Source organism: Paenirhizobium cremeum (genome assembly GCF_022884085.1).
Classification (GTDB): domain Bacteria; phylum Pseudomonadota; class Alphaproteobacteria; order Rhizobiales; family Rhizobiaceae; genus Allorhizobium; species Allorhizobium cremeum.
The window spans coordinates 136712-160610 of sequence record NZ_JAGGCS010000003.1; the positions used below are offsets into that span (position 1 = coordinate 136712).

Here is a 23899-nt window from a genome sequence, read left to right on the forward strand (position 1 = left end):
GGAACCGGCGCGGCTTCAAACGCGGGACACGAAAGAATGCCACTTTCGCGGATGGGATGAAGCTTATGCGCCCGACATTCGCTAAACTCAGCCTTGCCGGCTGATTTGCTATAGGTATGAAGGCGGCGCAATGGCGTCAATGGGCTGCAGACAGGACAAGGAATGACGATCGATAGAAGTGCCCTTGGTTTTGGATCGGGCGAGCGGGCGGTCTACGCGACCGACCCGTGGACGACGAGGGGCCGTTTGTTCCCGGAAAGCGGAAGCCCCACGCGCTCGGACTTCCAGCGCGACCGTGACCGCATCGTCCATACGACGGCTTTTCGCCGCCTGAAACACAAGACGCAGGTTTTCATCGGGCCGGATGGCGATCATTATCGCACGCGGCTTACCCACACGATCGAGGTGGCCCAGGTGGCCCGCGCACTTGCCCGCGCGCTGAAGCTCGATGAAGACCTCGCCGAAGGCGTGGCGCTTGTTCACGATTTCGGCCACACGCCCTTCGGTCACACCGGCGAGGATGCGCTGGACGAGGTCCTGAGGCCCTATGGCGGCTTCGATCACAATGCCCAGTCGCTGCGCATCGTCACCAAGCTGGAGCGGCGCTATGCCGAGTTCGATGGTCTCAACCTGACATGGGAAACCCTCGAAGGGCTGGTGAAGCACAACGGTCCCTTGCTGACGAAGGATGGCGAGGGAACCCGGGGGCCGGTGCCGCAGCCGATCCTCGACTATTGCGAGATCCACGATCTCGAACTCGCGAGTTATGCCGGTCTGGAGGCCCAGGTCGCGGCGATTGCCGACGACATCGCCTACAACACCCATGATATCGATGACGGCCTGCGTTCGGGCTACCTGACCTTCGAGATGCTGGAAGACGTGCCCTTCCTCGCCGGACTGATGCGGGAAGTGCGCGATCGCTACCCGCATCTCGACGAGGACCGCTTCACTCACGAGATTATGCGCCGGCAGATCACCCGCATGGTGGAGGACGTGATCGGGGTCGCACAGGAACGGTTACGGGCAGTTCGTCCGATGAGCGCCGCAGACGTGCGCGCCGCCGACCGCACCATTGCCACCTTCTCGGAGGAAATGGCCGAGACCGACCGGCAGATCAAGAAACTGCTGTTCAGCCGCATCTACCGCCATCCGGACATCATGCGCATCCGCGCGGGTGCCGCCCAGATCGTCACCGATCTCTTTCGCGCCTACATGACGGACCCGCGCCTGATGAAGAGCCATTATTGGGTCGACCACATAGCCGGCCTCAATTCGCAGGCGAGGGCGCGTCACGTCGGGGACTATCTCGCCGGCATGACGGACACCTATGCGCTGCGTACCCACAGGGAGCTGTTTGACCACACTCCCGATTTGCGATAGGCACCCCCACGATTTCTTTCAATTCGCCAGGCCTCCCGGTCGAGCGCCTGCGCCAGGTAAACGTCATGAACCTCTTCGCCGATTTCGAAACGAGAATTAAGAACGCGCTGGAACAGATCGACAGCATCAAGGAAAAGCGTTCCACCCTCGATTTCAGCCGTATCGTCGTCGAACCGCCGCGCGACTCGAGCCACGGCGATGCCGCGACCAACGCCGCCATGGTTCTGGCCAAGGGGCTCGGCACCAATCCGCGCGCGCTGGCGGAGGTGATCGGCGAAAAGCTCAAGGAAGATGCAGATATCACCGAGGTGACCGTCGCCGGTCCGGGCTTCATCAACATCCGTTTGTCGACCGGTTACTGGCAGCGCCTGTTGTCGACCGTGATCGCGGAAGGCACGGACTTCGGACGCTCGACGCTCGGCAAGGGCCGCAAGGTCAATGTCGAATATGTCTCGGCCAATCCGACCGGTCCGATGCATGTGGGCCATTGCCGCGGCGCCGTGGTCGGCGATGCGCTGGCCAATCTCCTGGCTTTCGCCGGTTTCGCGGTCGAAAAGGAATACTACATCAACGACGCCGGCGCCCAGATCGACGTTTTGGCGCGGTCCGTCTTCCTGCGCTATCGTGAGGCGCTGGGTGAGAACATCGGCGAGATCCCGTCGGGTCTTTATCCCGGCGATTACCTTGTTCCGGTCGGCCAGGCGCTCGCCGAGGAGTTTGGCGTTCGCCTGCACAACATGCCGGAAGAGGATTGGATGGCGATCGTCAAGGACCGCGCCATCGACGCGATGATGGCGATGATTCGCGAAGACCTCGCGACGCTGAACGTCCACCATGACATCTTCTTTTCCGAACGCACGCTGCATGCCAACGGGGCCGCCAAGATCCGCACCGCGATCAACGACCTGACCTTCAAGGGACACGTCTATCGCGGCACGCTGCCGCCGCCGAAGGGGCAGCTGCCGGAAGACTGGGAAGACCGCGAGCAGACGCTTTTCCGCTCCACGGAAGTCGGCGACGACATCGACCGTCCGCTGATGAAGTCGGATGGCAGTTACACCTATTTTGCTGCCGACGTGGCCTATTTCAAGGACAAGTTCGACCGCGGCTATTCCGAGATGATCTATGTGCTCGGCGCCGATCATGGCGGCTATATCAAGCGCCTGGAGGCGGTCAATCGGGCGGTTTCGGAAGGCAAGTCGAAGCTCACCGTGCTGCTCTGCCAGCTCGTGAAGCTCTATCGCAACGGCGAACCGGTGAAGATGTCGAAGCGCTCCGGCGATTTCGTCACCCTGCGCGACGTGGTGGAAGAGGTCGGGCGCGATCCGGTCCGCTTCATGATGCTCTACCGCAAGAGTTCCGAGCCGCTGGACTTCGACTTTGCCAAGGTGACCGAGCAGTCCAAGGATAACCCGGTCTTCTACGTGCAATACGCTCATGCCCGTTGCATGTCCGTCTTCAGGCAGGCCCGCGAAGCCTTCCCGGATCTCGATATCGACGGTCTCGATCTGGCATCCGCGGTGGATGGCCAGATCAACGATCCGGCGGAACTGCAGCTTATCGCCAAGCTTGCCGAATATCCCCGGATAATCGAGGCTGCAGCCCAGTCCCAGGAGCCGCACAGGCTTGCTTTTTACCTCTACGATCTGGCAAGTTCCTTCCATGCTCACTGGAACAAGGGCAAGGATTCGCCCGAATTACGTTTTGTTAACGATAAACATCGACAATTGACCATCGCCAGGCTTGGGCTGGTGCATGCTGTCGCCTCCGTTCTGAAGTCCGGATTGTCCATAACTGGCACTGAAGCTCCGGCAGAAATGCGATAGTATCGTCACCATTTCCCCACATTGCACTGGCAAGCGTCTTGTCGCGTAAGTGAGTGGAAGTTGTAATGGTACAAAAGCAGGCAGCCTACAGCAGTCGATATGGCAATGACAGTTTTGCGGACGACGATCCGTTGGCTGAGCTTGCACGTATCGTCGGCTTCGAGCCGGAGGAGCCCCAGGCGGCCGCCCCGGCAGCGCGCGTGTCTCCGTCCGACGAAGGCCACTTCAATCTTGAAGACGAACTGCTGCGCGAATTCGAGGTCTATGACGCCCCGCAGCCGGTAGAGCCGGTTGTCGCGCGTGCCGAAGACGTGCTGGCGGTCTCGCCGGTTCCCGTTGTCGAGAACGCCTATCGCGAGCCGGAAGCCTCTCCGTCCTATTTCGCGCCCGAACCCTCTTACGATCACTATCGCGAAGAGCCGTCCTTCGATGTCGATCTGGCCGATGAGCTCGAACTTGCGGTTTCGGAGGCGGACGAGGATGCGCATTGGCAGCCGGCGCAACCGGTAGCCGTTTCCGCCCCCGAACCAGAGCCGGAGCCTGCTCCGCGCCTCCGTCTTCCGCTTGCGAATTTCTCGGCAGCTCCGCCCGTGTCCGTCGCAAGCCAGGCGCAGCCGGTTGAGACGTCCGTCTCCGCCCAGCCGCAGTCGGCGGTGCCGGTGAAGGCTGATATCGACGATTTCTCGATCGATGACTTCGCGCTGGAATCTGAATTGCCGGCGGAGAATTTCGACTGGTCTCCGGTCGAGCACGCATCTGCGCCTGTCGCAGAGCAGGCGTCGTCCGGAGCACGGGCCGATGATTTCTTCGCATTCGACGACCTGATCGCGGAAGCGGATGCGGGCAAGGCTCCTGTCGTGCAACCCGCGACGGTCGCTCCTGCGGCGCCGGTCACGCGTACCGAGCCGTCTTTCACCTTCTCCTTTTCCGACGAACTTGCCGCCAGCGAGGATGCCACGCCTGCGCCGATGTCTCCGGTGTCGTTCGGAACTCAACCGGTTGTCAGGTCCCAACCGGTTGTCGAGCCGGTTAAGGCCGAGCCCGCGCGCGCGGCCGTTGCCGAAGACGAGGCTTTCGATCCCTTCGCGGACGCCGAATTCGATCTGCAGCTCGACGATATCGAGCTCGACCTCTCCGACATCGAGGCAGACGCAGACATGCGCACCGCCCGGCCGGCGATGGCGGCCCCCGCAGCGACGGCAGAGCTGCGCCCGCAGCCCGTCCGCTCCGTCGAGCCGGCAATCCCGGTAGAGCCCGTGCGAGCCATGCCTCAGCCGCGTGCGCCGGAAAGGGCGGCCGTCGTCGAGCCGTCGTTCGATCTGGCCGAAGAACCTTTGCCGTTCGATCCGGCTGAAATTGCCGAACAGGAAGAACAGCCAGAATCCGTTGCCGAGATGGATGTTCCGGAAGTTCCGGTTCCCGAGGCCAAGGAGCCGCCGGCGGCTTTCCACCACGATTACGATCTCGATCTCGATACCGAGCTTGCTTCGTTGTTCGACGACGCCGCAGCGGCGCCGGCAGTCAAGGCTCATCAGCCGGCCGCACCCGTTATCGCCGCAGCCGCAACTGCTGGTGTGGCGACGGCCGCTGCTGCATCTGCATCTGCATCTGCATCCGCATCGGCAAAGGGCGTCGCCCACCAGCCGCCGCCGCTCGATGACTTCGACGCCTTCGAGCGGGCGTTGGAGGAAGACTTCCGCCGCACTCTCAGCAAGCCCGAGGATTACAGGGGCAATGCTTCCGGCCGCATCAACATTCCGCTCGAACCGCAGGAAGGCATTGCGGCGGCGCGCAGTTCCACCCGTCGCCTGTTGCTGACGGGCTCTGCGATTGCGGTCGTTCTGTTGCTCGGCGCAGGTGGTCTTTATGCCTGGTTCAGCGGCTCGAGCGTTCCCGGAATCTCCTCCGGAACGCCGCCGGTGATTACGGCCGACAAGGAGCCGGTGAAAGTTGTGCCCGAGGATCGTGGCGGCAAGTCCGTTCCCAATCAGGACAAGGCCGTATACGACCGCGTAGCCGGTGCCAGCGTCGAAGATCCGAAGCAGCAGAGCCTGATTTCGTCCAGTGAGGAGCCGGTCGACGTGGTCCAGAAGACCCTGATCCCGGAAACCCTTCCGCTGGAAGGCGAAAACGAAGCCGAAGCGCTGGGTACACCCGTCGGTGAGACCGAAGATCCGCGCCTGTTGCCTTCGGAGAACCAGCCGGAGCAAACGGCCGCTGCCGATGACGACCAGGCGACGATTACGCCGCGCAAGGTGCGCACCATGATCGTCCGTCCGGATGGTACGCTGGTGGCTCAGGAGGCCCCGGCCGAACCCGCACCGGTTAAGCCGGCTGTCAGCGAAAAGACGAGCATGCCGCCCGCCGAAACCAAGCCCGCGCTTGCGGCGCCGACGGCGGGGCGCGTACAGCCGACGGAGACCGCAGCCGCTCCGGCAGCCTCCGTGAGCGACGCCGCTCCTGCCGTGGAGCAGAAGGCTGTCGTTCCGGCTTCCAAGCCGGTCCAGCCGACGGCACCTGCCGCAAGTCCGGCAAGCAAGCCGGCAACGGCTGCAACCCCCGCAGCACCGGTGGCCCCGGCCGCGCCCACCAAGCCGGTCGCTACCGAGACCGCCGCTGCAGCGCCGGCTGAACCTGCCCCTGCACCGGTTGCTCCGGCGCCTGCCGCCGCGGCCCCCGGAAGCTACTTCATCCAGGTCGCATCGCTTCCGTCCGAGGCTGAGGCCGAGAAATCCTACAAGAGCATTTCCGGCAAGTTTGCGAGCGTCGTCGGCGGGCACGCCTACGAGATCAAGAAGGCGGAAATTGCCGGCAAGGGCACCTATTACCGCGTCCGCATCTCGGCCGGCAGCAAGGCGGATGCCCAGGCGCTTTGCGAACGTTACAAGGCCGCCGGCGGAAGCTGCCTCGTCACGAAGTAGGAACTGTCGCTTTCAATGTTGAAAAGAGAGGCGGAAACCATGAGTTTTCGCCTCTTTTCCTGTGTATGACACGCTGCAGCGCTTCGGCTTTTTACCCATCCCTCTTATGATTCGCCCATGACCCATCGATACGCTCCGGCGAAAGCCATGATCCTCGGCTGCAGCGGCCTTGCGCTGACTGCGGACGAAAAATCCCTCTATCGCGACGAACAGCCCTGGGGCTTCATCGTCTTTGCCCGCAATCTTTCGGAGCCGGCGCAGATATGCGATCTCGTTGCGGAGATGCGCGAGACCGTCGGCGGCCGCAATGCGCCGGTGCTCATCGACCAGGAAGGCGGCCGGGTCCAGCGCATCCGTGAGCCGATTGCGCCCCGGTATCCATCGGCTGCGGTACTCGGCGAACTCTATCGCCGGGACAAGGCAATCGGTCTGCGTGCGGCCTGGCTGATGTCCCGCCTCCATGCTTTCGATCTCCTGAAACTCGGCATCAACGTCGATTGCCTGCCGGTGCTCGATGTGCCGGTCGAAGGCGCAAGCAATGTCATCGGTGACCGGGCCTATGGCACCGATCCGCTGACAGTCGGCGAAATGGGCGAAGCGGCGGCCGAAGGTTTGAAAGCGGGCGGTGTGCTGCCGGTGATGAAGCATGTGCCGGGCCATGGTCGCGGCATGGCGGACAGCCATCACGAACTGCCGGTGGTCACGACGTCCCACGAGGAATTGTCGGCCCATGATTTTCCGCCGTTCCGCAGGCTGCGCAACGAATTGATGGCGATGAGCGCGCATGTGGTATACTCGGCCATCGATCCGGATCATCCGGCATCGACGTCGAAAGTGGTGATCGACAAGATCATCCGCGGCGAGATCGGTTTCGATGGATTGCTGATGTCCGATGACGTGTCGATGAATGCCCTGAAGGGAACGATAGGTGAGCGCGCCGCAGCGATCGTGGCGGGCGGTTGCGACGTCGTTCTCCATTGCAATGGCGTGCTGGAGGAGATGCGGGCTGTGGCTGCCGCAGCGCCTGTTCTGTCCGGCCGGGCAAGGACGCGCGCCGATGCGGTCGAGAATGCCTTCGGTCACATCGATGCCTATGCCGAAGCCGATATCCGCAACGAATTCGATGGCTTGAGGGCGACGGCCTGATGTCGCGCACCGGAGCCCAGCCCCCGACCACCTCTGCACGCAATCCGGCGGGCGGCACGGGCGCCGCCACGCCCATGGACCCGTTGTGGCAGGAGACCACGGCCGAACGGCTGACGGGCGAGCCGGCTCTGGTGATCGATGTCGCGGGCTTCGAAGGTCCGCTCGATCTTCTGCTGTTTCTTGCGCGCAACCAGAAGGTCGACCTGTCGCGCATCTCGGTTCTGGCGCTTGCCGAACAATATCTGCAGTTCATCGAAAGCGCCCGGCGCATCCGTATCGAGCTCGCGGCCGACTATCTCGTCATGGCAGCCTGGCTCGCCTATCTGAAGTCACGCCTGCTGATCCCGCAACAGGCCAAGGACGACGGACCGTCGGGTGAAGAAATGGCGGCGACGCTGGCCTTCCGGCTGAAACGCCTCGAAGCCATGCGGGAGGCGGCAACCCGCCTCATCAACCGCAATCGCCTCGGCCGGGACGTCTATGTGCGGGGAGCGCCGGAACACGTGCCCACCCGCGTCGAGAACGCTTATGAGGCGACCCTCTACGATCTGCTGACCGCCTATGCGGCTCTTCGCCAGCGGCAGGCAATCACCCAGGTGACAATCGAGCGACGCAAGGTCTGGGCCTTGTCCGACGCTCGCGCCATTCTGACGCGGATGATCGGCGAGATCGCCGACTGGACGACCCTGGAGCAGTATCTGTTGCGCTATCTTTCCTCCGAGGAGGAGAGGGTGACCGCTATTGCCAGCGCCTTTGCCGCTTCGCTGGAGCTCGTGCGCGAAGGCCGGCTGGAAATCCGCCAGGACGGCGCCTTCCAGCCGATCTACATGCGTAGCGGTCCGCGCGCAGCCGATCTCTCGTCGGTGGAATAGGGCGCGCGATGGGCGAACCGCAGGATCAGGACTTCTTCGAGGACGAAGCCGAGGTGGCGGAGCGGCCGGCCGAACCGAGCGCCGAAAGCGTGCGTCTGGAGAACGAGGCCGCCCGGATCGCCGAGGCGCTGGTGTTCGCCTCCGCCGAACCGGTGTCCGAAAGTTTCATCGCCGACCGTCTGCCGCGCGGAACCGATGTTCGCGCCATCATGCGCCGCCTCAAGGAAGACTATGCCGGGCGCGGGGTCAATCTGCTGCAGGTCGACGACCACTGGGCCTTCCGCACCGCCGCCGATCTGTCCTTTGCGATCCGCAAGGACGAGACGGAGGCGAAGAAGCTGTCGCGTGCCGCCCTCGAAGTCCTGGCGATCATTGCATATCACCAGCCCGTCACCCGTGCCGAGATCGAGGATATTCGCGGCGTCCAGACGTCGAAAGGCACGCTCGACGTGCTGATGGAGGCGGGCTGGGTGCGGTTTCGCGGCCGCCGCCGTACGCCTGGCCGGCCTGTGACCCTCGGTACGACGCGGGATTTCCTCGACCATTTCGGGCTTGAGGAACTGCGCGACCTGCCGGGTCTCGAAGAACTCAAGGGCGCGGGGCTGCTTTCAGGTCGCATCCCTCCGAACATTTCCGTACCTCTGCCGATCGGCAATGACGACCTCGCGGAAGACGAAGATCCGATCACTCAGCTCGATCTCGAGGAGCTTGGCCTCTTGACACCGGGCGGTGAAGCGGACGAATAGCATCATGTTTTGTTGGACAACCGGGCTCGCGTTCGGAATGCCCCGCGGCGGTTGGTTCCGGCGCGTGGCGCATCGGCGGGTGGCCTCGCGGAAGATGGAATGAACTCGGTCGCGATCGATGGGGCAGATGCGAGGCGGACGGCAGGGGTTACCTTCGCCGCCAGCCTGCGCTTTGAAGATATCCGCCACGGTTATCATGGCAGGGAGACGATCCGCGGCGTCTCGCTGACCGCCAAGGCCGGCGAGGTACTCTGCCTGCTCGGACCGTCGGGCTCTGGAAAGACAACGCTTCTGAGGATTGCAGCCGGGATCGAGGTACAGTCTTCCGGTCGCCTGCTGATGAACGATCGCGAGGTCGCCGGACCCTCCGGTTTCATCCCTCCCGAAAAGCGTGGCATCGGGCTGATGTTCCAGGATTTTGCGCTCTTTCCGCATATGAACGTGCTCGATAACGTCCGTTTCGGCCTGACCGCCCTGCCGCCGAAGGAGGCGGTCTCCGGAGCCATGGCGGCGCTCGAGCGCGTCGGTCTTGCCCATTATGCCGACAAATATCCCCATGCGCTTTCGGGTGGCGAGCAGCAGCGCGTGGCGCTGGCCCGGGCGCTTGCGCCGCGGCCCGGAGTCCTCCTGATGGACGAGCCCTTTTCCGGCCTTGATTCCCGGTTAAAGGACACCATTCGCGCCGACACGCTTGCGATCCTGCGCGAGACGCGAGCGACCGCCGTCGTGGTTACCCACGACGCCGAGGAGGCGATGCGCATGGCTGACCGGATTGCCCTGCTGCGCGACGGACGTCTGGTGCAGGTCGGAACCTCAGACGATCTCTATCGCCGGCCGAAAGATCTTTTTACCGCCGCCTTCTTTTCGGAAATCAATGAGTTTTCCGGCGTCGTGCGCGATGGCCGTGTCGAAACGCCGCTCGGAACGACCTCCGCGCCCGGCATGAAGGACGGCCAGTCCGTCTCCGTCGCCGTCAGATTGTCCGGCGTTGGGCTGCGGGAGGAGGGCGGTGCGATACCCGCGCGTATTCTTTCGCGCCGTTTTCTGGGTGTTGTGGAACTGCTGGAACTTGCCGTGCCTGGAACCGAGCGTCCGGTTCGTTCGCGCATCCGGGCTGACATCCTGCCGCAGGGGCTTCGTGACGTCACGGTGACTGTGAATCCACAGGACATTTTCGTATTTGAAAAACAAGCTGAAACACCTTAAATCGGTGGGACACGCAAACAAGGAGTGACAGTAATGGGTTCTTTTAGCATGTGGCACTGGCTGATCGTATTGGCCATCGTCCTGTTGCTGTTCGGCCGTGGCAAGATCCCTGAACTGATGGGTGACGTTGCCAAGGGCATCAAGAGCTTCAAGAAGGGCATGTCTGACGACGAAGCCGAAAATCAGGCTCCGGGCAAGACGGTCGACCATAAGGTCGAAGAGACCAAGTAAGCGCGTTACGGCCGCTCGGCGGTCTCGGAATATGGCGTCGGGAGCCTTTTGATGCTGGATATAGGCTGGAGCGAGTTGCTCGTCATCGCGGTAATTCTGATCGTGGTGGTGGGGCCGAAAGACTTGCCGCCGATGATCCGTGCCTTCGGAAAGATGACGGCGCGGCTTCGTCGCACCGCAGGGGAATTCCGCGCCCAGTTCGACGAGGCCCTGCGGGAAGCTGAACTGGACGATCTGCGTCAGAGCGTGGATGAGGCGCGAAAGCTCAATCCCGCGTCCTCCCTGCGTGACGCGATCAATCCGCTGCGCCAGATGGGCAATGAGATCAAGGCCGACCTGCAGAAGGCGACGAAGCCCGATAACAAGAGCGTGATGCCGTCGGACGCTGCATCCTTGGAAGAGGCGACATCCATCCTGCCGGAAATACCGGCTCCGCTGTCCGGAACGCCATCCGATCTCTCGCAGCCGGCGCCGGCGGCCGCACCGGCCGCTGCTCCCGCAGCAGTGGCGACATCCGCTTCTACCGGTGTTGATACGGTCAAGGCTTCCGCTGCCAAGCCGACAAGCCGCAGCCGGAAACCAAAGACGCCCGCTGAATCCGTTGTTCCGGCACCCGTTGTCGAAGCCGCAGCACCTGCCAAGCGGACCCGCAAAGCTGCCGCTCCCAAGGCTGCCGCGGAGGCTTCGCCCGTCAAGGCGGCCAGGACCAGCAAACCCCGCAAGACAAAGACCGAGGACCGTGCATGAGCGGCGACATCGAAGACAAGCCGCAGCCGCTGATCGAGCATCTGATCGAACTGCGCTCCCGCCTCATCTGGGCGCTGGGTGCATTCTTCGTCGCGTTCATCGCATGCTTCGCCTTTGCCAAGCAGCTCTTCAACCTGCTTGTCATTCCCTACAAGTGGGCGGTGATGTGGGCCGGCCTCGACGTCGGCAAGGCCGAACTGATCTACACGGCGCCGCAGGAATTCTTCTTCACCCAGGTGAAGGTCGCCATGTTCGGCGCCATGGTCATCGCCTTTCCGGTGATCGCGGCCCAGATTTACAAGTTCGTGGCGCCGGGTCTTTACAAGAACGAGAGGGCGGCGTTTCTGCCGTTCCTGGTCGCTTCGCCGATCCTTTTCCTGATGGGCGCCGCACTGGTCTACTTCTTCTTCACGCCGATGGTGATGTGGTTCTTCCTGGCCATGCAGCAGGCGCCGGGCGAGGGCGAGGTGGCGATTTCTCTGATGCCCAAGGTTTCGGAGTATCTGAGCCTCATCATGACGCTGGTCTTTTCCTTCGGGCTGGTCTTCCAGCTGCCCGTCGTGACCACTCTGCTTGCCCGCGTCGGCATCCTCGAAAGCACGTGGCTAGCGGAGAAGCGCAAGTACTTCATCGTCGTCGCCTTCATCATCGCCGCGGTGCTGACGCCGCCCGATCCGATGTCCCAGATCGGCCTTGCTTTGCCGACCATCCTTCTCTACGAGGTAGCCATCTATGCTGCACGACTCGTGGAGCGCCGGCGGGCTTCGGAAGCGGACGCGCTCGTTCCGGCGGGCGAGGCAGGCGAGAAGGGCGAATAGGGCGACAGCCTTCGCTTCCCCGGCCTTTTCCATCGCGAGCATGCATCCATGGGGCCGGACAGGGCGCCCGCCAGGTCCGATCCGACGATCACCGCAAGACGACCTGGAACGACGATGCTTGATATCAAATGGATCCGTGAAAACGCCGAGACCCTTGACGCTGCGCTGGCCAAGCGCGGCGCCGAGCCACTGGCTGCGCAACTGATTGCGCTCGACGAAAAGCGTCGGGCCGTGGTCCAGTCGCTTCAGGACATGCAATCCCGCCGCAACGCCGCCTCCAAGGAGATCGGCGCGGCGATGGCGCAGAAGAACGCCGAGCTTGCCGAAAAGCTGAAGGCAGAGGTTGCGGCGCTGAAGGACACCATGCCGGCGGCCGAGGAAGAAGAACGTCGCGTCTCGGCCGAGCTTGCCGACCAGCTTTCGCGCATCCCGAACGTTCCGCTCGACGACGTGCCGGTGGGCAAGGACGAGCACGACAACGTGGTTGCCCGCGTGGTCGGCCAGAGACCCGGCTGGAACCATCCCGCGAAGGAACATTTCGAAATCGGCGAAGCGCTCGGCTACATGGATTTCGAACGGGCCGCCAAGCTGTCGGGTTCGCGTTTCACGGTCCTGACGGGCCCTCTCGCCAAGCTTGAGCGGGCGCTCGGCCAGTTCATGCTGGATCTGCATACGACGGAGCACGGCTATACCGAAGTCTCTTCGCCGTTGATGGTGCGCGACGAGGCCATGTACGGCACCGGCCAGTTGCCGAAGTTTGCCGAAGATCTGTTCAAGACCACGGACGGCCGCTGGCTGATTCCGACGGCCGAAGTGACGCTCACCAATCTGGTGTCCGGCGAAATCCTCGAGCAGGAAAAGCTGCCGCTGCGCTTTACGGCGCTGACGCCGTCCTTCCGCTCGGAGGCAGGTTCGGCCGGCCGCGACACCCGCGGCATGCTTCGCCAGCATCAGTTCTGGAAATGCGAACTCGTCTCGATCACCGATGCGGAAAGCTCCATCGACGAGCACGAGCGGATGACGGCCTGCGCGGAAGAAGTGCTGAAGCGCCTCGGCCTGCATTTCCGCACGATGACGCTCTGCACCGGCGACATGGGTTTCGGTTCGCGCAAGACCTACGACCTCGAAGTCTGGCTTCCGGGGCAGAACACCTATCGCGAGATTTCATCCTGCTCAGTCTGCGGCGACTTCCAGGCCCGCCGTATGAATGCGCGCTATCGCGGCAAGGACGGCAAGGGCACGACCTTCGTGCATACGCTGAACGGTTCCGGCACGGCGGTTGGCCGTTGCCTGATCGCGGTCATGGAAAACTACCTGAACGAAGACGGGTCGATCACCATTCCGGACGCATTGCTGCCGTATATGGGCGGACTGAAGAAGATCGAGAAGGCAGCCTGAAACAGGGGAGATACGGTATGCGCATTCTCCTGACCAATGACGACGGCATCCACGCCGAGGGTCTGGCCGTGCTGGAACGCATCGCCCGGACGCTTTCGGACGATGTCTGGGTCGTCGCGCCGGAATCCGACCAGAGCGGCCTTGCCCATTCGCTGACCATTTCGGAACCGCTGCGTCTGCGCAAGGTGGCCGACAAGCGTTTTGCGCTGCGCGGTACGCCGACCGACTGCGTCATCATGGCAGTGCGGGAGGTTCTCGACGGCAAGCCCGACCTGGTTCTGTCCGGTGTGAATGCGGGAGGCAATCTCGCCGATGACGTGACTTATTCGGGGACCGTGGCCGGCGCCATCGAAGGGACGCTGCAGGGTGTCCGTTCGGTCGCCCTCAGCCAGCTTTACGAATACGACAATGGCGGCCGGGTCATTCCCTGGGAAGTCGCGGAGACCCTTGGTCCCAAGCTGCTTGCGCAGTTGATCGAGGCTGATCTTCCCGATGGCACGTTCCTGAACGTCAACTTTCCCCGCTGTGCGCCCGCCGAAGTGCAGGGCATCGAGGTCACGGCGCAGGGCAAGCTCGATTTCGGCCTCGAAGTCGAGCAGCGTGCCGATGGCCGGGGTTTTCCCTATTACTGGCTCCGCTTCGGCGACCGCGGCAGCCGTTTTCGCGAGGGAACCGATCTGCAGGCCATCAAGGCCAACAAGATATCCGTGACCCCGCTCAAGCTGGACATGACGGACTATGCCTCGCAGGATCGTCTAGCGAAGGCGCTCGGTTTCGGAGCGGCGGGTTGAAGTCGGGCATGCTGGAAAAGGAGGGTTTTGCGGCCCTCGTTCTCAGGCTCCGGTCGGAGGGGATCTCGGATCTCGATCTCCTGACGGCGGTGGAGCAGACGCCCCGTTCGCTCTTCGTGCCCCCGCAATATTCCGAGGACGCCTATTCCAGCCGCTCGATCCCGATCGAATGCGGCGCCTTCATGGAAGGTGCCGACCTTGCCGTCCGCCTGCTGTCGCTGCTGCAGGTGAAACCCGGTCAGCGGGTTTTGGAGATCGGCACGGGAAGCGGCTTCATGTCGGCGGTGCTCGGCAGGCTTGCCGAACGGGTTCTCTCGATCGACCGCTACAAGACGCTGATCGCAGGAGCCCAGCAGCGCCTTGACAATCTCGGCCTGCGCAATGTCGTGCTGCGCCAGTCGGACGGCAGCAACGGTCTTTCGGGCGAGGGGACCTTCGACCGCATCCTTTCGACCGCCGCCTTTCCGGCCATGCCGCGCTTCTTCGCCGAGCAACTCGTCTCTGGCGGCATGTTCCTCGCACCGCTGGTGACCGGCGAGAATACCTGCGTAATGGTGCGCCTTATCAAGACCGGCAGCCGTTTCGAGCGGGAAGATCTGTTCGAGGCGCCTTATCTGCCGCTGATGCCGAAGATCGCTTCCTTTCTCTGAAATCCTGTGGCGCAAGCGGGAGCGCGATTGCGCGTCGGTGGACGCGGCTACCGATGAATGTGCGCCTTTTCGAAATTATTCACAGCGATTCCTGCAAGTTAACCGCCCGGTAACACTAACGCGCTTTAATCAAATCACATCAAGTTGCGTAGAATGTGGGTCGAGTTATGCGTCAAAGTGTATCGCCGAAAGCCGGACTGCCAGTTGCCCGTATCGCTGTGGCAATGCTGTTGGCTGGAGTTGCCAGCGGTTGCAGTTCCGATGCGACCCGCTTCAGTTCCGTATTCAATACCGACAATATGACCACGGCTTCGACGCCGAGGCGGCACATTACCGGCATGAATGGCCAGCAGCCGATGCCGACCCAGGATATCGCCGGCGCCCAGCCCGATTACACCACCCGCCAGCAGGCCATGAGTCAGCCTTATCCTTCGGCTCCGTCGTCCTATCCAACGACAAGCGCGCCGTCGGTTGCCCGCAGCGCCGCCGCTCCGGTTTCGGTTCAGCGCGCCGAGCTTGCGGCTCCCTCCGGTTCGTCGAGCGACGCGGATCGTCAGGCCGCTCTCGCCCAGCCTTTCCCCGGGACGCCGAAGAATACGCAGACGGCCGGCCTCGGCGCTCCGCCGCGCAACCTGAATGCGGATGACCTGTCCACCGGATCCACCCGCCCGGCTTCCGGCTGGACGACGGCGAACGCCACCCGCGTGACGCTGAAGTCCGGCGAAACCATCGCGACGCTGGCGCAGCGCTATGGCGTGCCGGAACGCGAAATCCTCAAGGCGAACGGCCTCAGCCACGCCTCCGACGCCGCCACCGGGCAGCTCGTCATCATTCCGTCCCTCGCCGGCCAGAAGAACGCCGCCCGTGCTGCGGCCGATGCTTCCGGCCTGCCGGTCAACGGTCAGAAGCCGCTGGCGCCGCAATCGCCGGAACAGAACGTCGCCGTCCTGCCGAGCACGCCGACTTCGCGCGACAAGTCTCAGGCGGTCGCATCGAGCGCCACCGGCAAATCGGACGCCGCTGCCGGCGCCGCACCCGGTGCTTATGTCGTCAAGCCGGGGGATTCCCTCAACAAGATCGCCAAGGCGAACGGTGTATCCGTCGATGCCCTCAAGAAAGCGAACGGCATCACCGACGGCAACATCCGCATCGGCCAGAAGCTGAAGATGCCGGGCGCATCGAGCCAGGTGGCTTCCGCTCCGGAAAAGACGCCCGCTGCCGACCCGGTCAAGACCGCTTCTGTCCCGACGAAGGACACCAAGCCCGCGCCGGCCGCATATAAGCCGCCGGCCGCCACCCAGTCCGTCAGCGAAGTCGCCTCCGTCGATACGAAGGAAGATGCCCCCGAAGCCACCGGCATCGGCAAGTATCGCTGGCCGGTCCGCGGTGCGGTGGTCGCCGGTTATGGCGCAAACGTCGAGGGCAAGCGCAATGACGGCATCGACATCTCCGTGCCGCAGGGCACGCCGGTCAAGGCTGCCGAAAACGGTGTGGTCATCTATGCCGGCAACGGCCTGAAGGAACTGGGCAATACCGTCCTGGTGCGCCACGACGACGGAACGGTCACCGTCTACGGACACGCCGATGCGCTTTCGGTCCAGCGCGGCCAGAAGGTCCAGCGCGGCCAGCAGATCGCCACCTCCGGCATGAGCGGCAACATCAAGCGCCCGATGCTGCACTTCGAGGTTCGCAAGGATGCGACCCCGGTCAACCCGATGACTTTCCTGGAATAGGTATTGCGTCCCAGGCAGGCGTTGAAAAGGTCCGGAAATCCGGACCTTTTCTCGTTCAGGGCATTTTCAGGCGTGGTCGGTTCTGACGCGAAGGCGCCCGGCGAGATCCTGAATATATTGCCAAGCGACGCGGCCGGAGCGGCCGCCGCGCGTGGTGGCCCATTCCAGCGCCTCGCGGTGAAGCTGTTCGCTGTCGAGCGGCAGGGAAAAATGCTCGGCATAACCGTCGATCATCGCGAGATAGTCGTCCTGGCTGCACTTGTGGAAACCGAGCCAGAGACCGAACCGGTCCGAAAGCGAAACCTTCTCCTCGACGGCTTCCGACGGGTTGATGGCGGTGGATTGCTCGTTCTCCATCATGTGGCGCGGAAGCAGGTGCCGGCGGTTGGATGTCGCATAGAAAAGCACATTGTCCGGCCGGCCCTCGATGCCGCCGTCGAGTGCCGCCTTCAGCGACTTGTAGGCCGTGTCGTCGTGATCGAAGGACAGGTCGTCGCAGAAGACGATGACCCGGTGCGGCACATCCTTGGCGATGTCGAGAAGCGCGGGCAGGGTGGCAATGTCCTCGCGGTGCACCTCGACGAGTTTCAGCGAGATGCCGGTCTCGGCGAGGACGTCGGCGTGGACCGCCTTTACCAGCGAGGATTTGCCCATGCCGCGTGCGCCCCAGAGCAGCACGTTGTTGGCCGGATAGCCCTCGGCGAAGCGCAGCGTGTTTTCATGCAGGATATCGCGGACGTGATCGACGCCGCGGATAAGCTTGAGCGCGATGCGGTTCGGCCGTTTCACGGGCTGGAGTTCCTGACGCGCCGGGCTCCAGACGAAGCAGTCGGCGGCGCCCCAGTCGTTTTCGGCGGTGCCGGGGCCGGCCAGCCGTTCGACGGCTGCCGTCAGCCGGCGCAGTTCAGCGAGCAGCGAAAGATTGATGTCTTCGGACATCACGATTCCCTCCCAGGTTTGTTCCGGCAAGTGCGTTCACGGTTTTCCCCGGCGCTACCATGGCGTTTTCGGGCTCGAAAGGGTAAGAGGCGGTAAAACGGTACGCATCGCCGCTGTTTTTGTTGCATTCGCAGGGCCGGTCACTATATTCCGGCGACCTGATGCGGGGGGCCGCGGCTGCCCGTGCGCTTGGCTTGTCTAGGGAGTTATTGATGTTCATTACTGAAGCCTTCGCCCAAGAAGGGACTGCTGCAACCGGTGCATTCGGCTCCGGTCTCGAAATGCTGTTCCTTTTCGCGCCGCTGATGCTGATCTGGTATTTTCTGCTGATCCGTCCGCAGCGCCAGCAGATGAAGAAGCGCGAGGAAACCCTGTCCTCCATCCGCCGCGGCGACCAGGTCGTCATGGGTGGCGGCATCGTCGGCAAGGTCACCAAGGTCGTCGACGACAAGGAACTCGAGGTCGAGATTTCCGAAGGCGTCAAGGTCCGTGCGCTGCGCACCTATATTGCCGAAGTCCGCGTCAAGGGCGAGCCGGTGAAGACCGAGGCTTCGGCCTCCTGATGCTGCCGGGCAGGAGGCCGGTGCTGCCGGCTTCCGTCCGCTGAAGCAAACCTCTGATTTCGAGAGTTACATGCTATACGTTTCGCGCTGGAAGACGATCTTCATTTGGCTCACCGTGCTGGTGAGCGTGTTGGTGGCATTGCCTAACGTTTTCAGCGAGGAACAACTTCGCTCTCTTCCGTCCTGGTTGCCGCACAGGCAGGTGACGCTCGGCCTGGACCTGCAGGGCGGTTCCCACATCATGCTCAAGATCGAGCGCGCCGACATCGTCAAGGAGCGTCTCGAAACGACGGTCAGCGATATCCGCGCCGCCTTGCGTGACGCGGGCATTCGTTATACCGGCCTTTCCGGCGTGGGCCAGCAGATCCAGGTCCGCATCACGGATGCCGATAAGGTCGAAGCGGCCAAGAAGGCGCTGGAGAACATTACCGCGCCCGTGAGCGTCGGCGGACTGACCGGCGGCTCCATCCAGGAGGCGACGCTGACCGAGGACGGGACGCTCCTCCGGTTCAATCTTACCGACGCCGGTATCGATTACCGCGCCTCTTCGGCACTGACACAGTCGATGGAAGTGGTTCGCCGGCGCGTCGACGAGCTGGGCACCACCGAGCCGTTGATCCAGCGGCAGGGCAACGATCGCATCATCGTTCAGGTTCCCGGCCTACAGGACCCCCAGCGCCTGAAATCGCTGCTGAACCAGACCGCCAAGCTCTCCTTCCACATGGTCGACACGAGCATGCCGGTCGTTGAGGCGATCAACGGCCGTCCGCCGGCGACGTCGGAGGTACTTTATTCCACCGACGATCCGGCGGTTCCCTATCTGATCGAAAAGCGTGCGCTCGTTTCCGGCGAGAATCTGGTCGACGCGCAGGCGAGCTTCAACCAGCAGACCAACGAGCCGGTCGTCACCTTCCGCTTCGACAGCAAGGGGTCGCAACGCTTCGCCCAGGCGACGCAGCAGAACGTCGGTCGTCCCTTCGCCATCGTTCTCGACGACCAGGTGATCTCGGCGCCGGTCATCCGCGAGCCGATCATCGGCGGTTCCGGCCAGATCTCCGGCAATTTCTCGGTGGAGGGCGCCAACGATCTCGCCGTTCTCCTGCGTGCCGGTGCCTTGCCGGCGACGCTGACGGTCGTCGAGGAACGGACCGTCGGCCCGGGCCTCGGCCAGGATTCGATCAATGCCGGCGTCACGGCAAGCGGCATCGGTGCGATCTTCGTCGTGCTCTTCATGCTCGGTTTCTATGGCACCTTCGGTGTGATGGCGAATATCGCGCTTGCAGCCAACGTCGTGATGATTCTTGCCGTTCTGACGCTTCTCGGCTCAACGCTCACCCTGCCGGGTATCGCCGGTATCGTGCTGACCATGGGCATGGCGGTCGACTCCAACGTTCTTGTCTACGAGCGCATCCGCGAAGAGGTCAAAAGCGGCCGATCGCTGATCCAGTCCATCGACACGGGCTTCAACAAGGCCTTCGCGACGATCGTCGACGCCAACCTGACGACGCTGATCGCCGCGCTGGTTCTCTTCTTCCTCGGTTCCGGCCCGGTGCGCGGCTTTGCCGTGACGCTCGCCGTCGGTATCGTGACGACCGTCTTTACGGCTTTCACCATGACGCGCTGGCTGATGGCGATGTGGTATCGCTGGCGCAGGCCGAAGCATTTGCCGAAGGGTATCCGCACCGGCATCTTCGACGCCCAGAACATCCGCTTCATGGCGATCCGCCGCTACACATTCGCGGTCGCGGGTGCGCTGGCGCTCGCTTCCGTCATCGGCTTCATGACGATCGGCCTCAGCCTCGGCATCGATTTCAAGGGCGGCTCGATCATCGAGGTGAAGGCGCGCAACGGCGCAGCCGATATCGCCGATATCCGCGACCGTCTGAGCCAACTCAACCTCGGGGAAATCCAGGCCCAGGGCTTTGGCGATCCGTCGAGCGTTCTGATCCGCATCCAGGCGCAGGAGGGCGGCGAGAATGCCGAGCAGTCGGCGATCACGCTGGTTCGCGGCGAGCTCGAGAATGCTTATGAGTTCCGCCGTGTCGAGGTGGTCGGTCCGGCCGTTTCGGGGGAATTGACGAGGAGCGCCACCATCGGCGTCGGCGTGTCGCTGATCTTCATCCTGATCTACATCTGGTTCCGCTTCGAATGGCAGTTCGCCGTAGGCGCGATCATCGCGACCCTGCACGACGTGATCCTGACGCTTGGCCTCTTCGTCTTCCTCGGCATCGAATTCAACCTGACGAGCATCGCGGCGATCCTGACCATCATCGGCTATTCGCTCAACGACACCGTTGTCGTCTATGACCGAATGCGTGAAAACCTCAGGCGCTACAAGAAGATGCCGCTCAACGTCCTGATCGATACCTCGATCAACCAGACGCTGTCGCGTACGGTGTTGACCGGTTCGACCACCTTCCTGGCGCTGGTGGCGCTCTATCTCTTCGGCGGCGAGGTGATCTCCTCCTTCACGCTGGCGATGCTGTTCGGCGTCATCGTCGGCACCTTCTCGTCGGTCTACATCGCGGCGCCCGTGCTGATCGCCTTCCGCCTGCGTCCCGAGGCCTTCCAGAAGGAAGATGTCGACAAGGCGCGTCCTGTCTCCGGTAAGGTCGAGGCCTGACGGTGGCGCTCGGGCCGACAGGCAAGGGCATCGTCGTCCGGCAGGCGCATTTTCCCGGCCGGGCGCCGATCGACGCCTACGGCAATGGCGGTTTCCGCTTCGCCGACATGTCCCATCGCGGTTCCCTGTTGCTCATGCCTTCCGGCATCTATGGCTGGGATATGGAGGAGGGCGCGCCGCTGACGCTTGCCGCATTCGAGCGCGTCCTGGAGGAATCGAGGGATATCGAAGTGCTGCTGGTCGGAACCGGCAAGCAGCTTCGTCCCTTGCCCGCCGATCTCAAGGCTGCACTGAAGGCGCGGGGCATTTCCAGCGATCCGATGGGCACGGGCGCCGCCGTGCGCACCTACAATATCATGCTGGCCGAACAGCGGGCGGTCGCCGCTGCACTCATAGCCGTCTGAGAAAGCGGAAGCTCAGTGAGCCAGCAACTGTCGACGAATGACAACCTCGCTCTTGCGGCACTGCGTGAGACGGACAGAGACCGTTATCTCGCCTGTCTGCTGTCGCCTGTGGAAAAACGCGGAGCGCTGGCGGCGCTCTACGCCTTCAACGCGGAAATCGCCCGGATCCGCGATCTGGTGCGTGAACCCCTGCCGGGCGAGGTGAGGCTGCAATACTGGCGGGATCTCCTCGCCGGAGCCGGACACGGCTCGACAGAGGCAAACCCCATCGCCGCAGCCCTGCTTCAGGCCGTCGAGCAACATCGCCTGCCGGTCGCGGCGCTTCAGTCCATGGTCGATGCGCGGATTTTCGATCTCTATGACGATCCGGTCGAAACGACGGCGATGCTGGAAGGTTATGCCGGAGAGACGGCAGCCGCCTTGGTCCAGCTTGCGAGCCTGGTGCTCGATCCGGCGGCTTCGCCTTCCTGCGCGGATATCGCCGGTCATGCCGGCGTTGCCCAGGCGATTGCAGGCGCCTTGCTGCTGATGCCGGGCCATCGCGCCCGTGGCCAGCTTTTCCTGCCGCTGCAGATTCTTTCGGCTGTCGGTCTCGATCGGGATGGTTTTCTCGCCGGGAGCGATCGCGAGCGAATTTCGGCAGCGATCGAAGCCTTCGCCGGTCTAGGCCTCGACCACTTGCGCAAGGCGCGCAGCGGCGGCAGACTGCCGCGCAGTCTCGTTGCCGCCTATCTGCCGGTGGCGCTGGCGGAGCCCGTCCTTCTCGCCGCCCGGAGCGCTGGCGCCGGCATCTTCGAACGGGACATCAGGCCGGCCCAATGGCGCCGGCAACTGAGGATGATGCGCGCGGCCTATGCCGGGCGATTCTGATCGCGGTCAAATTCGCGCAAGGCTCGTCTGTTATCGCTTCGTCCGCCGCCGGAAAACCGGCCTGGATTTGGAGGCATGGCGTGAGCTTGGTCACTTGGACGTTCATCTTCGGACTGGTCGCGGTCTTCGCGTATTATTCGACGCGCATGACGAAGCGGGCCGCCGAGGACAATCTGCATGACACGGGCCTCGCCATCATGGAATTCGGCCGCGCTTTTCCCAAGGAGGCGATCCGCAGCCTGCATGCCACGGCGGATGGCAAGGCCGTTTTCGTGCGCCTGCATGACAACAAGGCGGGCTTCATGCGCAGTCTCCGGGGCCACTATGCCTGCCATCTGATCGAGCCGGGCACAGTCCGGGTGCGCGATCTGCCCGATGGTCGTGGCTTCTCGATCGAATTCCTCGACGCACCCTTCCACAATGGCGACTTCACCTTTGCCACGCCGGCGGAAGCAGCCGAAGTCTCGCTCTGGCTTCTTGGGAATTACGTCGCTCCGGCCGGACGCGACGCGCCGTCTGCCGGCGCGCTGCCAACGGGCTGAATTTCACCGGAACAGGAAAGTCTCAGCGGTCGCCAGTCTCGAGCCAGGCCTTGCAGTCTGCAAGCGCGCGGGCGGCGATGAGCTGCCGCTTCATGATTGTCTTGTCCTTGCCGCGAAAGCGTTTGACGCCCTCCGGCTTGACGATCGAGCCCGGTTCGAGTTCGGGGAACAGGCCGAAATTGATGTTCATAGGCTGGAACGAGCGCTTGCCCGGTTCCTCATCATTGACGATATGCCCGCCGGTGATGTGGTTCAGCAGGGAACCGAGCGCCGTCGTCGCCGGCGGCAACCGGACCGGCTCGCCCTTGCGTTCCGCTGCGGCAAACCTGCCTGCGAGCAGTCCCACGGACGCGCTTTCCACATAGCCTTCGCAGCCGGTGATCTGGCCGGCAAACCGCAGGCCGGGGCGGCTTTTCAGTTGCAGCGACGGATCGAGCAGCACGGGCGAGTGAATGTAGGTGTTCCGATGCAGTCCGCCGAGGCGGGCGAACTCCGCATTTTCGAGGCCGGGGATCATCCGGAAGATTTCGGCCTGGGCGCCATAGCGGAGCTTCGTCTGGAAACCCACCATATTGTAAAGCGTGCCGAGCGCATTGTCCTGACGAAGCTGCACGACGGCATAGGGTTTGACGGTCGGATTGTGGGCATTGGTGAGGCCCATCGGTTTCATCGGCCCGTGCCGCAGCGTTTCGCGGCCCCGTTCGGCCATAACCTCGATCGGCAGGCAGCCGTCGAAATAGGGCGTGCCTTCCCATTCCTTGAAACCCACCGCGTCGCCGGCAATCAAGGCATCGACAAAGGCATTGTACTGGGCCTCGTCCATCGGGCAGTTGATATAGTCCTTGCCTGTACCGCCCGGTCCCACCTTGTCGTAGCGGGACTGGTACCAGCAAATCTCCATGTCGATGCTGTCGCGGTAGACGATCGGGGCGATGGCGTCGAAGAAGGCGAGCGCATCCTCACCGGTTTCCGCACGGATGGCCTCCGCAAGATCGGGCGAGGTGAGGGGGCCGGTCGCGACGATTGTCAGGCCCCAGTCCTTTGGCGGAAGGCCTCGGATTTCCTCCCGCACGACGGTGATGAGCGGATGCGAGGAGATGGCCGCGGTGACGGCGTCGGAAAAGCCGTCGCGATCGACGGCAAGCGCACCGCCGGCCGGAACCTGATGCTTGTCGGCGCAGGCCATGATGAGAGAGCCGGCAAGCCGCATTTCCGCATGGATCACGCCGACCGCGTTCGATGTCGCGTCGTCGGAGCGGAAGGAGTTGGAGCAGACGAGTTCGGCAAGGCTGTCCGTCTTGTGTGCGTCCGTGCCGCGCACGCCGCGCATCTCGTGCAGGATAACCGGGACACCGGCCTGTGCGGCCTGCCAGGCGGCCTCCGAACCGGCGAGCCCGCCGCCGATGACGTGAATTGGGGAAATCGTGGTGTTTGTCATGGGCGGCTGCTTATCACGGGCCGGTCCCGCTTCCAATCATTTCCATTCCGGCCCC

The 23899-nt window shown here is 63.2% G+C and carries 21 protein-coding genes; 19 read left to right on the plus strand and 2 right to left on the minus strand.

All coding sequences use genetic code 11. The features are described 5' to 3' along the window. The first annotated feature begins 162 nt into the window (after nucleotides 1–162). From J5N58_RS07145 to J5N58_RS07210, 14 genes are all read left to right on the plus strand, one after another. Entirely contained in the window at nucleotides 163–1380 is a 1218-nt protein-coding gene (locus J5N58_RS07145; protein ID WP_112830208.1) for a deoxyguanosinetriphosphate triphosphohydrolase, read from the plus strand. A 65-nt stretch (nucleotides 1381–1445) separates the two neighbouring features. Next, nucleotides 1446–3206 (plus strand): arginine--tRNA ligase, encoded by a 1761-nt coding sequence (gene argS / locus J5N58_RS07150; protein ID WP_112830207.1) that lies wholly within the window; start codon nucleotides 1446–1448, stop codon nucleotides 3204–3206. Between the two features lie 65 nt (nucleotides 3207–3271). After that, complete coding sequence (locus J5N58_RS07155) at nucleotides 3272–6127, plus strand: SPOR domain-containing protein (protein WP_244710311.1); 2856 nt, start codon at nucleotides 3272–3274, stop codon at nucleotides 6125–6127. Nucleotides 6128–6244: 117 nt separating this feature from the next. Beyond that, entirely contained in the window at nucleotides 6245–7273 is a 1029-nt protein-coding gene (gene nagZ, locus J5N58_RS07160) for a beta-N-acetylhexosaminidase (protein ID WP_112830205.1), read from the plus strand. A gap of 74 nt (nucleotides 7274–7347) precedes the next feature. Continuing rightward, nucleotides 7348–8145: a segregation and condensation protein A gene (locus J5N58_RS07165; protein WP_244710467.1), complete on the plus strand. Its 798-nt coding sequence runs from the start codon at nucleotides 7348–7350 to the stop codon at nucleotides 8143–8145. 8 nt (nucleotides 8146–8153) lie between these two features. Beyond that, nucleotides 8154–8891 (plus strand): SMC-Scp complex subunit ScpB, encoded by a 738-nt coding sequence (scpB, locus tag J5N58_RS07170; protein WP_113339597.1) that lies wholly within the window; start codon nucleotides 8154–8156, stop codon nucleotides 8889–8891. Nucleotides 8892–8990: 99 nt separating this feature from the next. Continuing rightward, on the plus strand, nucleotides 8991–10097 hold the full coding sequence (locus J5N58_RS07175) for an ABC transporter ATP-binding protein (protein ID WP_112830202.1): 1107 nt from the start codon (nucleotides 8991–8993) through the stop codon (nucleotides 10095–10097). A 33-nt stretch (nucleotides 10098–10130) separates the two neighbouring features. Beyond that, complete coding sequence (locus J5N58_RS07180) at nucleotides 10131–10328, plus strand: twin-arginine translocase TatA/TatE family subunit (protein ID WP_112830201.1); 198 nt, start codon at nucleotides 10131–10133, stop codon at nucleotides 10326–10328. 51 nt (nucleotides 10329–10379) lie between these two features. Next, nucleotides 10380–11075 (plus strand): Sec-independent protein translocase protein TatB, encoded by a 696-nt coding sequence (tatB, locus tag J5N58_RS07185; RefSeq protein WP_112830200.1) that lies wholly within the window; start codon nucleotides 10380–10382, stop codon nucleotides 11073–11075. After that, entirely contained in the window at nucleotides 11072–11893 is an 822-nt protein-coding gene (tatC, locus tag J5N58_RS07190) for a twin-arginine translocase subunit TatC (RefSeq protein WP_112830199.1), read from the plus strand. Before tatB ends, tatC begins: the two co-directional genes overlap by 4 nt. Nucleotides 11894–12007: 114 nt before the next feature. Then, entirely contained in the window at nucleotides 12008–13291 is a 1284-nt protein-coding gene (gene serS / locus J5N58_RS07195) for a serine--tRNA ligase (protein WP_112830198.1), read from the plus strand. Nucleotides 13292–13308: 17 nt separating this feature from the next. Beyond that, the gene (surE, locus tag J5N58_RS07200; RefSeq protein ID WP_112830197.1) at nucleotides 13309–14082 is read left to right on the plus strand and encodes a 5'/3'-nucleotidase SurE; all 774 of its coding nucleotides are present in this window, start codon (nucleotides 13309–13311) and stop codon (nucleotides 14080–14082) included. Nucleotides 14083–14090: 8 nt separating this feature from the next. Next, entirely contained in the window at nucleotides 14091–14732 is a 642-nt protein-coding gene (locus J5N58_RS07205) for a protein-L-isoaspartate(D-aspartate) O-methyltransferase (RefSeq protein WP_414901259.1), read from the plus strand. Nucleotides 14733–14899: 167 nt separating this feature from the next. Next, nucleotides 14900–16465, plus strand: coding sequence for a peptidoglycan DD-metalloendopeptidase family protein (locus tag J5N58_RS07210; protein ID WP_112830195.1), 1566 nt, complete (start codon nucleotides 14900–14902; stop codon nucleotides 16463–16465). A 66-nt stretch (nucleotides 16466–16531) separates the two neighbouring features. On the opposite strand, the gene J5N58_RS07215 is transcribed toward J5N58_RS07210, so the two are convergent. Then, nucleotides 16532–17404, minus strand: a complete 873-nt coding sequence (locus tag J5N58_RS07215; RefSeq protein ID WP_112830300.1) for an ATP-binding protein — start codon at nucleotides 17402–17404, stop codon at nucleotides 16532–16534. A 212-nt stretch (nucleotides 17405–17616) separates the two neighbouring features. Between J5N58_RS07215 and yajC the strand changes: the two genes are divergently transcribed. From yajC to J5N58_RS07240, 5 genes are all read left to right on the plus strand, one after another. After that, nucleotides 17617–17967 (plus strand): preprotein translocase subunit YajC, encoded by a 351-nt coding sequence (gene yajC / locus J5N58_RS07220; RefSeq protein ID WP_112830194.1) that lies wholly within the window; start codon nucleotides 17617–17619, stop codon nucleotides 17965–17967. A gap of 70 nt (nucleotides 17968–18037) precedes the next feature. Beyond that, nucleotides 18038–20590, plus strand: a complete 2553-nt coding sequence (gene secDF, locus J5N58_RS07225) for a protein translocase subunit SecDF (RefSeq protein ID WP_112830193.1) — start codon at nucleotides 18038–18040, stop codon at nucleotides 20588–20590. A 2-nt stretch (nucleotides 20591–20592) separates the two neighbouring features. Further along, a complete protein-coding gene (locus J5N58_RS07230; protein ID WP_112830192.1) occupies nucleotides 20593–20994 on the plus strand; it encodes an Mth938-like domain-containing protein in 402 nt (133 codons plus the stop codon). Between the two features lie 15 nt (nucleotides 20995–21009). Continuing rightward, complete coding sequence (locus J5N58_RS07235; protein ID WP_113442859.1) at nucleotides 21010–21864, plus strand: phytoene/squalene synthase family protein; 855 nt, start codon at nucleotides 21010–21012, stop codon at nucleotides 21862–21864. Nucleotides 21865–21944: 80 nt separating this feature from the next. Further along, nucleotides 21945–22406, plus strand: a complete 462-nt coding sequence (locus J5N58_RS07240) for a hypothetical protein (RefSeq protein WP_112830299.1) — start codon at nucleotides 21945–21947, stop codon at nucleotides 22404–22406. A 22-nt stretch (nucleotides 22407–22428) separates the two neighbouring features. Here the strand turns inward: J5N58_RS07240 and trmFO are convergent, their stop codons facing one another. Continuing rightward, nucleotides 22429–23844: a methylenetetrahydrofolate--tRNA-(uracil(54)-C(5))-methyltransferase (FADH(2)-oxidizing) TrmFO gene (gene trmFO, locus J5N58_RS07245; protein WP_113339588.1), complete on the minus strand. Its 1416-nt coding sequence runs from the start codon at nucleotides 23842–23844 to the stop codon at nucleotides 22429–22431. Nucleotides 23845–23899: the final 55 nt, after the last annotated feature.